Source organism: Clostridium sp. UBA4395, assembly GCF_002390995.1.
Classification (GTDB): domain Bacteria; phylum Bacillota; class Clostridia; order Clostridiales; family Clostridiaceae; genus Clostridium_J; species Clostridium_J sulfidigenes.
Genome location: NZ_DGRF01000007.1, coordinates 1 through 12,486, shown reverse-complemented (window position 1 = coordinate 12,486; position 12,486 = coordinate 1). Strand labels below are relative to the sequence as shown.

Here is a 12,486-nt window from a genome sequence, read left to right as displayed (position 1 = left end):
TTTTTAAAGTGTCTATGCTATAGGTTCCATTTTAAGGTATTCCTACAGCTTTAATTTTTCCAAGGAAGTAAAATTCTTTTGAAATTTTATCATCCTTATTTTTTCTCAGGAATAAGCTAATTTCAACACCGGTTTCTTCAGCTCTATAAGCTTGTACAATATCATCAGAAGTTATTGTTCTACCTGACTTTGATATAGCAATTAACTGAGACGGAGATAGAAATCTATCTTCATAGTTAATAGTATTAGTAATATCTTCAGATTTCTCATAGTTGATAAATACAGGGTAGGTTTTAGTGTTTTTATCAAATTTATATCCACCAATGTTAAGTGCAACTTCTCCTTTTTCCCACTGAAGTAATCTACAAACATCCTCATAGGTATATTTTTGATACAACTGAAAACTCGTATTCATATAACTTTTACTGTAGAATTTTTTATATCTTTCCATTCCAAAATGTATTAACTCCTCAACTATATATTTAAAATCCCTATTTTCAAGATGGTTCTTAAAGGATTTAGAAATTTTATAATCAGAATCTGATACTTCTAAAAAAACACATTTTTCATAAGTTTTTTTACCAGTGCCAGTGGGAAATTCATTTGTAAGAACATTAACCACATTAGTTTCAGTGGTAGCTTTAAAATCTATATTATAATCATCTTTTAGCTCTTTTTTTAGTCTATGGATTAGATTGGCTTCATGGTTAATAGCAAGCTTAAGCATAAGCAGTTCATGAATTCTTTTACCGGAAGCTAGCTTTTTAGAGATGAATTCAATAAATAATTCTTCAGACTCATTAAGTTCTATAGCATAGTCCTTCTCATATTTTTTTAAGAATTTATAGTATGAACCCAGGCTTTTATTATCAAATATTCTTAATGGGTCAATAGATTCATAAGTATCAAAATCTGTTAAACTTGGTATTCTACCAATCTTTTGCTTAAGATTATTGTAACTTTCTTTAATTAGCTTAATATCATTAAAATTAGCTTTATCAATGGATTCAAATATTTTCTTTTTAGATATTTCATCAAAATTAATAGTGGAGCAACCAGGTATTATTCTTGTTCCTTCCATAACATATTTTCTAATGGAATCTTTATTAAAGGTTCTATCTCCAGATAAAGCAATGGGAATTAAAAAATTGCTGTTATAGTTTCCTATAAAATCTATAATAACAACATATTCTTTAAACTTATGTTTTCTAAGTCCTCTACCTAATTGTTGAACGAAAATTATAGCTGACTTAGTTGGCCTTAACATAACAACTTGATTAACAGCAGGTATATCTACACCTTCATTAAATATATCAACTGTGAAAATATAATCTAGAGAGTTATTTAATTCTTCTTGCTCTAAACGTTGAATTGCTGCCTCTCTTTCATCCTGAGTATTTTCTCCAGTTAAGGCTACTGTTTTATAACCGCGAGTATTAAATATATTTGAAAGTTGAATGGCTTCCTTTTTATTACTACAGAATATTAACCCTTTTACTCTTTCACCACAATATCCATAAAAATTAATCTTATCAATGATATGATTAATTCTTTCTTCAGCTACTAAAGCTCTAAAGTCTGATTTTTCCTCTAATTCCACGCCATTAACACTAATATCAGATACACCAAAATAATGGAATGGACAAAGTAAATCTTCTTCTAAGGCTTGTTGAAGACGTATTTCATAGGCAATGTTGTAGTTAAACATTTTAAAAATATCAAAGTCATCACTTCTTTCTGGGGTAGCTGTCATGCCAAGTAAGAATTTAGGATTAAAATATTCAACTATCTTTTGATAACTATTAGCTCCTGCCTTATGAACTTCATCGATGATAATATAATCAAATTCATCTTTGCTAAAACTTTGAAGCACCTCATCCTTTGATAGTGTTTGGACTGTACAAAAGATAAAGTCTTTATTAATTTCCTTTCGGTTTCCAGAGAGAATTCCCATGCTTCGAGTATCACCAAATACATTTTGAAAGCTATTTAAACCTTGATTGGCTATTTGTTCTCTATGTACTATAAATAGAGCTTTTTTAGGATTATAATTTCTTAACTCAAAAGCAGATAGATAAGTCTTTCCAGTACCAGTAGCAGAAATTAAGAGAGCCTTATCTGCACCGTTTGCTCTGAGCTTATTTAATCCTTGAATAGCAGCTACCTGCATTTTATTTGGCTTAAGCTTATATTGTGATAGTCTTGGAACGTTACTTTTTCTTGCGTATTCAATTTGCTTTTTATAAATATCTTCATAGGTTTCTATCCAATTTAAAGTTAAGTCATCAGCATCCTTCCAAAGCTCCTGAAATTCATCAATTACATTTTCAGTTAAGGAACCTGCCTCTAAAGAGGAAATTTTTAAATTCCATTCCTTATTTTTTGTTAATGCTGATTGAGTTAAATTCGAACTTCCTACAATTAATTTATAATGATCTTCATATTTAAATATATATCCTTTAGTATGAAAGTTTTCTTTGCTATATAACTTAATTTCAATATTTGAAAATTCAAGTAGCTTCCTTAATGCTTTAGGCTCACTGAAATTCAGATAATCTGTAGTTAAAATTTTACCCTTAACGCCTTTTTTATTTAAGTATTTCAAGGTTTCTAGTAAGGGGGTTATGCCACTACTTGTAATAAAGGCAACGGATATAAAAAACTCTTTACATTTAGTTAATTCAGAGGTTATTTCATTTAAAACCTTGCTACCTTTTGAATAGTCATTTACTATTAACTTTGGTGTTAAAGCTAAATTTGAATGGATTAAGCTATTTACTAAACCAGTTTCACTAGCTTTAATAATCTCATCTTTAATTATATTTTTATCATTTGTATCCATATCAATAGTCTTAAAGTTAATACTTACTGGTGTATTAACTATATCTGTTTTAGTTATAGTACTCATATTTACCTCACATTTAAATTATCATAGTTAAAGTGTAAATAATTTCATCAATTTTTATATTATAACATAATTATATGATATGGATTTTACTATATAATGATATAATGTATTTAAATAGAATTTATCATACTAAAGGTAAGGTGAACTGTGAATATTAAAGAATACTTGATATTGAAATAAAGTAAATTAAATAAATAATTTATAGGGAGATGGCATTGAAATGGGTACAGAGTTTAGTTTAGTTAACTATTTAAATGAAGGGGTGGAAAGCATTGTAAAGGGTGCAATGAAGGCTTCTTTTCAAAATCCCAAAGAGGCAAAGTTCATTATGAAATATATTTTAGAAAGCAAAAAAGCTGCTAAAAAAAGAAAAGCCTTTGAAGAGAAGGGACAACATATTCCACCTTTCCTAATCTCAAGCATCACTAGTAGCTGTAATCTCTTTTGTAAAGGGTGTTATGCAAGAGCAAATAATTCCTGTGGTGAAAAGTCAAATAAAGATCAAATGACAAGTGATAAATGGGAAGATATATTTAAACAGGGGAAAGAACTTGGAATTTCTTTTATATTACTAGCTGGTGGAGAACCTTTAATGAGAAAGGATGTTATAGAAAAAGCGTCTAAAATTAAAGAAATTATTTTTCCTATATTCACAAATGGGACTATCATTGATGAAGAATATATTAAGCTATTCGATGCTAATAGAAATCTTGTGCCTGTTATTAGTATTGAAGGTGATGAGAACAAAACTGATGCTAGACGTGGTAAAGGAACCTATGAACTTCTCATAAATAAAATAGATTCACTTAAATCTAAAGGAATATTATATGGAGCTTCTATAACTGTTACCACAGAAAATATCTATAATGTGGCTAGTAAAAAGTTTATAGAAGAATTATATAACAGAGGTTGCAAGTTAGTAATTTTTGTAGAGTATGTACCAGTAGTTGCTTCAACTAAAGATTTAGCACCAACTGATAAAGAAAGGACTTATCTTGAAAGTGAACAAGCTCGTCTTAGAGAAATTTATGAAGATATGATTTTCATTTCTTTTCCAGGAGATGAAAAACATTCAGGAGGATGTCTTGCTGCTGGAAGAGGTTTCTTTCATATTAACACAAGTGGAGGAGTAGAGCCATGTCCATTTTCACCTTTTTCAGATACAAGTTTAAAAAATTCTAGCTTGTTAGATGCATTCCAATCACCTTTATTTAAAAAATTAAGTGCAGAAGAAATGCTTCTTGGTGAACATAAGGGTGGATGTGTATTGTTTGAAAAAGAAGAAGAAGTAAAAAGGCTTTTGATATAAAACAAAAAAATATAAATTGTACTTAAGAGGTGTAATATATGGAGAATGTAGAACTAACAAATATGGTTATGATAATGGATAAAATAAATAATAAAGTTCTTGTTCAGAACCGCATTAAAGGAAATTGGACTGGCATAGCTTTTCCAGGGGGACATGTAGAAAAGGGTGAGTCTATTGTAGATTCAGCCATCAGAGAAATTAATGAGGAAACTGGCCTAGTAGTAAATAATTTAGAAATTTGCGGTGTTAAAGATTGGTATAGGGCAGAAGATAATAAAAGGTATATGGTTTTTCTTTTTAAAACTGATTCATACCAGGGAGATTTAATAGAGTATGGTGAAGAAGGTCATGTATTTTGGCATGATATAGATAAACTTCATTTATTAAATCTTGCCCATGGATTTGATAGGATGGTTAAAATAATATTAGAGGATAAACTTAATGAGTATTTTATTACAGAGAATCAACAAAGATCTGGTTGGAATCATATAATAAAATAAATTAATTACATGGGAGATACTTACAATGAATATAAAAACAAATGCAAAAAGAACAAACGTAAAAAAAACAAACGTAAAAAAAACAAATGTGAAAAAAAGAAATATAAAAAAGAAATATAAGAAGATAAATATTAATAAAAAAGTAAGACGTTTAATATCAATAGTAGTTATATTATCCATAGTATATATAGGATGTGGAAAAGTTAAAGAAATATTTAATAAATTAAGTATAGATGATAATAAAGAAGAATTACAAGAAAATACCTATATAGATAAAATACCAGATGAAGTATTAAATTCAAATGATTTAACTGTACAAAATTTATTGCAAATGTCAAAAGATTACCCTGAAATTGGTGCTATTCTAAGTAACTTAAGTTTGTATCCAAAAGAACTTCTGGAGTTAGCATCTAAAAAAGTAGAGGTAATAGATTTTGTTGCTGATTACCCTAATTATAATCCAGATTTCAATAAACGAATATCTATAAAACAAGATTATCAAAGAGGGAAAATTCCACTTTTTCTACAATGGGATAAAAGATGGGGATATGAAAAATATGGATCAAACTTTATTGCGATTAATGGTTGTGGACCTACGGCTTTAGCTATGGTAGCAGTAGGGCTTACAGGTAATACAGATATTAATCCAAAGGTTGTAGCTGAGTTTAGCAGTGAGAATGGATATTTAGTTGATGGAGTAGGATCAAGTTGGACTCTTATGACTGAGGGTGCAAAACATTTTGGTTTGAATGGTACAGAAGTACCTTTAATTAAGTCTGAAATCTTAAATATTTTAAGAAGAGGACAACCTATAATAGCCAGCATGGGACCAGGAGCATTTACGACAGATGGCCATTTTATAGTATTAACCGGTGTTAATAGTAAAAATAATATAATAGTAAATGATTCAGATAGTAGAAAAAGAAGTAGACAAACGTGGAATATAGATATTTTTATGGAACAAACTGAGAATTTATGGACATTCACAACTGAATAAATTATTAAGTTTAGTTAATATAAATCAAGTTACTTAGTGGGAAGTTACTATTATGGATAAAAGAATGATCTATGAAGTAGAAACAAGGTCTTAGGTGTAAAACTTAAGACCTTATCTATATATTTATTATTTTGAGAATCTTTCTGGATTATTGCCGATTTCATTACATAAAGATGTGATTACGTTGCATGTATTAGATAAGTTTTCTTTATTGATCTTATCAGCGGTATCTTTATCCGTATGGTAGTCAACAAATGGGCCATATTCAAAATATGCCACTGGTATACCAGCTGCTTCAAAAGCTACATGATCACTTCTGTTACTTTCATCTCTTCTATTATCGTATTGGAAGTTATTCATACAACTTACTGCTAAATCAGCAGTTAAAGAATCCTTAGAGCTATCCATTGTGTAAACACATAAGTTATCACCGATACCAACCATATCGGCATTTATCATTGCAATAGTATTTTGTAAATCATCACTATTTAAAGATTGAACATAATAATTTGAACCCACTAAACCTATTTCTTCAGCACCAAATGCAATAAATTTAATATTGCAATCAAGGTTTTTCTTGGATAAAATCCTTGCTGATTCCATTACAGTAGAAATACCTGAAGCATTGTCATTTGCAGCTGGGGTATCTACTCCATCATAGTGAGCTCCAACTATTAAGGTTTTAGCATCTTTCTTTTTAGATTTTAAGGTTGCAATAATATTTTTAGATTTACTATCTAGACACTGACTATCAACCTTTAGTGTGGCTTTAAGGCCTTTTTTTGAGGTTATTATGGTTGAATTAAGATATTCTGCATCAGCTTTAGATATTGTAACAGCTGGTATTTTTGTAGGTTCAACTAGGGTAGCAGATAGAGGTTCTTTGCTATTAGGATCAAAAAATATAACACCTACAGCACCCAATGCAGTAGCTCTTTCAGTTTTATTTTTAAATGTATCACCACCACGTTGAATAATAACAAGTTTATCTTTTACTTTAGCTTTTTCCAAATCAGCTTGTGTTCCCATATATCCATTAACGACTTCTGAAGTTAAGCCTTCCTTTGGAGTCTCTTTACTAAAGGTTAAAGCCTTAGATTCAACAACTTTACTTTCAGGTATATCTATTTTTACTTCTACATCATTACATTTAAATGCGGTTACAGGAAACTCTTGTTCATCAACACTAAGTCCCATGTCTTTAAACTCTTTAGAAATATATGATGCTGCATCCTTTTCTCCATCAAACCCTGTTATTCTAGCATCATCCTTTGCTGAAAGTTTCTCTATAGTGCTATATATCCTATCTTCAGAAATATCCTTTGAAAAATCTTTGAATTTTATGCTAGTTATATCACTTAAGCTAGAGGACTTGTCTTTAACACCATTACAACCCACAAGTGATGTTATAACAATTAAAGAGCAACATATACATATTATTTTTTTGGTGCCTTTCAAAATTAATCCCTCCCCAAAATTATTAGTAAGTATAACCTTTGTTTTAATCTTAAAATAGATAAAATTTTATACTCCTTTCATTTATAACTAAATAGTATTTGTAATGTAGTTAGTACAATTCAACATATGCTATTTGTAAATTATATGAATATATTAACACTTAATTACATTTAATTCTAGTAATAAATTAAGCACACTAACACTTTTTATGAACTTTATTTATTAAAGATTTTAATACATAAAGTTTATCCTAAATATTAGAAATAATGTTATAATATTAGTACGATTATTAACAAAAATAAAAATAAATTATTATGAAGTGGTGGAACAAATGAAAGAGCTATCAGACTTATTTAAACCCATAACTAATAATATAATAAATAAATCAGATACTTATAGAGAAGTTGAGCCATGTGATACTTTAAAGCCATATATAAGATGCTTTTGGGGAAGTCCAGTGCCGTATAGAAATAAGGAAATAACTAAAGAGGGGGATAGAAACAATATTGTGATTCCAGATTGTTGTATGGATATAATTTTTGATATAGATTATAGTACTAATAAAGTGAATAACCTATTTTGTAGTATAAATGATTCTCCTTTTTATACAGAAGAGGTTAAAAACTCAGCGTTGATTTCTACCTTTGGTATCCGATTTAATTTTTGGGCTGTGCATTTATTTACAGATAATCAATTGCCTAAAAAGTGTAATGAGTTTGCAATTGTAGACCAATATTTTATGGGTTTAAGAAAAGAAATTGAAGATATAGTTATATATTATCCTAAGATTGAAGAAAGAATATATTACATAGAAAAGTTATTGCTAAGAAGATTATTCAATAAGAATTTTAGAAATAAAAATTTATTAAATGGAGTATATTATATTTTGAAATCTAAAGGGGTAACTACAATATCAGAGATTAGTAATTATATTTCTGTTAGTTCTAGACAGTTGGAGCGTATCTTTGGAGAATATATTGGAATAACTCCTAAGAAGTGCTGCAGTTTAGTTAGATATCAAAATATATGGAAAGACATAGCTTTTAAGAGAGATTTTAATCTTAGTAATATTACTTATAGTTATGGTTATTGTGATCAAGCTCATATGATAAATGACTTTAAAAAATACCATGGAAACACTCCTATGAAAGCTATAAACGAGTTAATTAAATAGAATGTCGCATTTTTACAATACTAAAGGTGCTTAATGTATTAACATTAAGTTATGAAATAAAATTTGTGAGGTGTACTATGAAAAAGTTAAAGATGAGCCAATTTAAAAATATAGAGGAGCATATATTTAGTGATGGTAGAGATATTGAAAAAGTAAAATGGAATTATATTTTTAATAAGGGAAGTAAAGAGGATATAGTATCAGAACTAATAAAATATCAAAATGAGGATGGTGGTTTTGGAAAGGGATTAGAAGCTGATATGCTATTACCATCATCAACAAGTATAGCATCTACTGAGGCCGTTTTTATTGCATATGATTATGACCTTAATTGTGAGGAGCCGTGGTTTGGAAATTTATTAAATTATTTTGAAAAAACCATTGAAGATACGCCATCATTCTGGGAGAAGGTTCCAAAGGAAGTTGAGAACTTTCCCCATGCACCATGGTGGATATATGCTCCAGATACAAAATTTACTCCTAACCCGTGTGCTGTTGTGGCCTCAGCTTTTATCAAGTATGGTAATGCTGTTCAAAAGGATATAGGTAATAAAATTGCAGCTAGATGTATAGAGTTTTTAAATAGTAATGAAGAGTGTTCTGACCATGATTGCTATTGCCTACAAAGACTATTTATAGTTTTAAAAGAACTAAATTCAAATTTGATTAGTGATGTAACTATAAGGTCTATGGAAAGAAGAATATTAGACTGTCTTTGTATAGATGAAGGTAAATGGATGGAATATGTATCACAACCTTTAGATTTAGTAACTTCACCTGAGTCACAATGGTATAAATTAGTTGAAGCCTTTATAGAAAAGAACTTTTCCTTTTGGATTAATACATTAAAGGAAGAAGGTTTTTGGCAACCTAATTTTTCTTGGGGAGTAGATAGTGAAGTAGCTAGAAATGTTACTAAAATTTGGACTTGCTACATAGCCGTGAAAAGAGCCAGGGTTTTCAAAGCTTTTGGGTTAATAAATTTATATTAATTTTAAATTAATATGTAAATAAGTTTTCAATTTAATAGTGGTGTCTCGCCTCCACAATAAAACCCATGACAATACAGTAATGTGTTGTGGTGGGTTATTTTATGTATAGGATATATTCTTAGGTTTGCTATGTATTGGGAATTATTTCTAATAGATTGTAGAGTGGGGTAGTATTAATAAACTCATATTTTTATGATAATATTATTACAAGCTTATTAGAAGATAAAATTAATGAAGGAAACTTAAGAGGAGATAAAAATGAAATATCGCGAAAATATTAAAAATTCAAGAAGAATAATTATAAAAATTGGTACTTCAACCTTAACCTATGACAATGGAAACATAAACTTAAGAAGAATTGAAAAAATAGCCATGGCAATATCTGATTTAATAAATAGTGGTAAAGAAATAATCCTTGTAACATCTGGATCAATAGGTGTTGGAGTAAGTAAAATGAACTTAAAGGAAAGACCAAAAACTATTAGAGAAAAGCAGGCAGCAGCATCTGTAGGGCAAGTAGCACTTATGAATATTTATAGCAAACTATTTGGAGAATATGGCTATTCAGTAGGTCAAATACTTTTAACAAGAGACATTATAGAATGTGAAAGAAGTAGAAATAATGTTGTAAATACTTTTGAAACTTTGCTAGAAAGCGGAATAATTCCAATAGTAAATGAAAATGATAGTGTATCTATAGATGAAATTGAAAACATATCTAAATTTGGAGATAATGACAATCTAGCAGCAATAGTTTCTACTATTGTGGATGCAAATCTTTTAATAATACTATCAGATATTGATGGTTTCTATGACTCTAATCCAAGAACAAATAAGGATGCAAAGCTTATAAAAGAAGTTAAATATATAACGGAAGAAGTACTAAATTTTGCAGAAGGGGCAGGAAGTAATTTAGGTACAGGTGGCATGGAAACTAAAATACATGCAGCGAAGCTTGTAACTGATAATGGTACAAATATGATATTAGCAAATGGAAAAGACCCAAGTAAACTTATTGATATATTAAATGGAGACGATGTAGGAACTTTATTTCTGGGAAAAGAAAGATAAACAAAATATGAAGGGAGTAATTTTAGATGGAAGAGTTAATTTTAAAAGGGAAAAAAGTAAAAGAAGCTGCGTACATATTATCAAATATTTCAACAAATGAAAAAAATAAAGCTTTAAATGAAATGGCAAAAGTATTATTAGAGAATGCTAGGGAAATAATAGCAGCAAATAAAATTGATATAGAAAATGCAAAAAATAAGGGAACATCAGAAGCAATAATAGATAGATTGCTTTTAAATGAAGATAGAATCAAAGGGATGAGTGGAGGTTTAACACAAGTAGCAGGACTAGAAGACCCTGTAGGTGAAGTAAGTTCAATAGTAACTAGACCAAATGGACTACAAATAGGAAAAAAAAGGGTACCTCTAGGAGTAATAGGAATAATATACGAGGCAAGACCAAATGTTACTTGTGATGCAGTAGGACTATGTTTAAAATCAGGTAATGCAACAATACTAAGAGGTGGAAGTGAAGCTATAAACTCCAACAAAAAAATAGTAAAAATATTAAAAAAAGCCTTAGAAAAAACTAAGTTACCAGTAGATTGTATTCAATTAATAGAAGATACAAGTAGAGAAACTGTTAAAAATATGATGAAGTTAAATGAATATATAGATGTGCTAATACCAAGAGGAGGCGCTGGACTAATAAAATCAGTAGTAGAAAATGCTACAATACCAGTAATAGAAACTGGAACAGGGAACTGCCATGTTTATGTTGATAAAAATAGTGACTTAGAAATGGCAAAACAAATAGTTATAAATGCAAAAACTACTAGACCAGCAGTTTGCAACTCTGAGGAAAAATTACTTGTTCATGAAGATATAGAAAAAGAATTTATTCCAGTAATAGTTGATGAGTTAAGACAAAGAAAAGTAGAAGTTAGAGGAGATAAAAAGTCTATAGAAATAGTAAATGACATAATACTAGCAAATGAAGAGGATTATTATAAAGAATATTTAGATTATATAATTTGCATAAAGATAGTAAAAGATATAGATGAAGCTATAACTCATATAAATAAATATGGCTCAGGCCACTCTGAAGCTATAGTAACAAATGATTATCAAAATGCTCAAAAATTTCATCAACAAGTAGATGCATCAGCAGTTTATGTGAATGCTTCTACTAGATTTACTGATGGAGAGGAATTCGGATTTGGAGCAGAAATAGGCATAAGTACTCAAAAACTACATGCGAGAGGTCCTATGGGACTTAAAGAGCTTACTACCAATAAGTATATAATATTTGGCAATGGTCAAATAAGATAATAACTAAGGAGTGAATCAAGTCATTTTGGTTCACTCCTTTTGTCATTTTTATTTTGCATAGTAAGGACTCGGAAGATAATCTGAATATATTTATATATAGATTCAAATAATATAAATATATTATTTAGAATAACAAAGGTGTAGAAGGTAGCAATTCCATATATTGCTTATTTTCCAGGTATATTAAGCATAGTGTGTTGGGTATTTATATGGTCAGGCACAGAAGTTTATTTTTTTGAAAACCGACAAATAAAATCGGATATAAGGAAGTGGTATAATATTATTAATTGAAATGTGCATAAAAAATAGACATAAAGAATGGAGAATTCTACATAGATTAAAAGTATTAATAAGGTCATTAAATAAAAGATTATATGGAGGATTATAAATACTACATTTCATATCTAACATTAAAATGGGGCTGTAGCACTAATTTTTTAGTGTGACAGCCCTATTTTTTATCCATGATATATTAAATAAATATTTAGCTAATAGAGAGTGTGAAATTATTTCTGTAAATAGCTTTCTATGATAATTATTTTAAAGGCATGGAGGTCATGATGTAGCTACCATGCCTTAATTTTAATATAATAGTAAATAAATTACATGTCAAGAACACCCTTAAATCGGGTGTATTTTTTTATATCTTAGCCGCAGGCTTTAAGGAAGTCTTCCTTCATACATTATGGACAGTTCTCCATAAACCTTTCCCCAGTTTCTAAGTGGTAAACTCCATTTTTTTGTGGCTTCAAAAGTTGCTAAGTACAATGCTTTTAGCAACGACATATCACTTGGAAATACACTTC

Annotated in this window: 9 protein-coding genes and 1 pseudogene; 7 read left to right on the top strand and 3 right to left on the bottom strand. The window is 29.2% G+C overall.

The genetic code is table 11. The features are described 5' to 3' along the window. Window positions 1-31: 31 nt before the first annotated feature. The gene (locus B2694_RS00410) at window positions 32-2,908 is read right to left on the bottom strand and encodes a DEAD/DEAH box helicase (RefSeq protein ID WP_346884082.1); all 2,877 of its coding nucleotides are present in this window, start codon (window positions 2,906-2,908) and stop codon (window positions 32-34) included. A gap of 220 nt (window positions 2,909-3,128) precedes the next feature. Between B2694_RS00410 and B2694_RS00405 the strand changes: the two genes are divergently transcribed. From B2694_RS00405 to B2694_RS00395, 3 genes are read left to right on the top strand one after another with little or no spacing between them, the layout of a single operon-like run. After that, the gene (locus B2694_RS00405; protein ID WP_346884081.1) at window positions 3,129-4,217 is read left to right on the top strand and encodes a radical SAM protein; all 1,089 of its coding nucleotides are present in this window, start codon (window positions 3,129-3,131) and stop codon (window positions 4,215-4,217) included. Between the two features lie 38 nt (window positions 4,218-4,255). Next, window positions 4,256-4,717: an 8-oxo-dGTP diphosphatase gene (locus B2694_RS00400; RefSeq protein WP_346884080.1), complete on the top strand. Its 462-nt coding sequence runs from the start codon at window positions 4,256-4,258 to the stop codon at window positions 4,715-4,717. Window positions 4,718-4,742: 25 nt separating this feature from the next. Continuing rightward, a complete protein-coding gene (locus B2694_RS00395) occupies window positions 4,743-5,714 on the top strand; it encodes a C39 family peptidase (protein ID WP_346884079.1) in 972 nt (323 codons plus the stop codon). 126 nt (window positions 5,715-5,840) lie between these two features. On the opposite strand, the gene B2694_RS00390 is transcribed toward B2694_RS00395, so the two are convergent. After that, a complete protein-coding gene (locus tag B2694_RS00390) occupies window positions 5,841-7,172 on the bottom strand; it encodes a DUF4910 domain-containing protein (RefSeq protein WP_346884078.1) in 1,332 nt (443 codons plus the stop codon). A gap of 331 nt (window positions 7,173-7,503) precedes the next feature. Here B2694_RS00390 and B2694_RS00385 point away from each other — a divergent pair, with 331 nt between their 5' ends. From B2694_RS00385 to B2694_RS00370, 4 genes are all read left to right on the top strand, one after another. Next, complete coding sequence (locus B2694_RS00385; protein WP_346884077.1) at window positions 7,504-8,346, top strand: helix-turn-helix domain-containing protein; 843 nt, start codon at window positions 7,504-7,506, stop codon at window positions 8,344-8,346. Between the two features lie 77 nt (window positions 8,347-8,423). Beyond that, window positions 8,424-9,338 (top strand): hypothetical protein, encoded by a 915-nt coding sequence (locus B2694_RS00380; RefSeq protein ID WP_346884076.1) that lies wholly within the window; start codon window positions 8,424-8,426, stop codon window positions 9,336-9,338. Window positions 9,339-9,596: 258 nt separating this feature from the next. Beyond that, complete coding sequence (gene proB, locus B2694_RS00375; RefSeq protein ID WP_346884075.1) at window positions 9,597-10,409, top strand: glutamate 5-kinase; 813 nt, start codon at window positions 9,597-9,599, stop codon at window positions 10,407-10,409. A 26-nt stretch (window positions 10,410-10,435) separates the two neighbouring features. After that, window positions 10,436-11,680: a glutamate-5-semialdehyde dehydrogenase gene (locus B2694_RS00370; RefSeq protein ID WP_346884074.1), complete on the top strand. Its 1,245-nt coding sequence runs from the start codon at window positions 10,436-10,438 to the stop codon at window positions 11,678-11,680. Between the two features lie 660 nt (window positions 11,681-12,340). Here the strand turns inward: B2694_RS00370 and B2694_RS00365 are convergent. Beyond that, window positions 12,341-12,486, bottom strand: a pseudogene (locus B2694_RS00365) (IS256 family transposase); the annotation flags it as partial.

Coding starts and splice junctions, on each gene's coding strand:
- proB (WP_346884075.1), top strand. CDS start 9,597: ATGAAATATCGCGAAAATATTAAAAATTCAAGAAGAATAATTATAAAA.
- B2694_RS00385 (WP_346884077.1), top strand. CDS start 7,504: ATGAAAGAGCTATCAGACTTATTTAAACCCATAACTAATAATATAATA.
- B2694_RS00410 (WP_346884082.1), bottom strand. CDS start 2,908: ATGAGTACTATAACTAAAACAGATATAGTTAATACACCAGTAAGTATT.
- B2694_RS00400 (WP_346884080.1), top strand. CDS start 4,256: ATGGAGAATGTAGAACTAACAAATATGGTTATGATAATGGATAAAATA.
- B2694_RS00395 (WP_346884079.1), top strand. CDS start 4,743: ATGAATATAAAAACAAATGCAAAAAGAACAAACGTAAAAAAAACAAAC.
- B2694_RS00405 (WP_346884081.1), top strand. CDS start 3,129: ATGGGTACAGAGTTTAGTTTAGTTAACTATTTAAATGAAGGGGTGGAA.
- B2694_RS00380 (WP_346884076.1), top strand. CDS start 8,424: ATGAAAAAGTTAAAGATGAGCCAATTTAAAAATATAGAGGAGCATATA.
- B2694_RS00370 (WP_346884074.1), top strand. CDS start 10,436: ATGGAAGAGTTAATTTTAAAAGGGAAAAAAGTAAAAGAAGCTGCGTAC.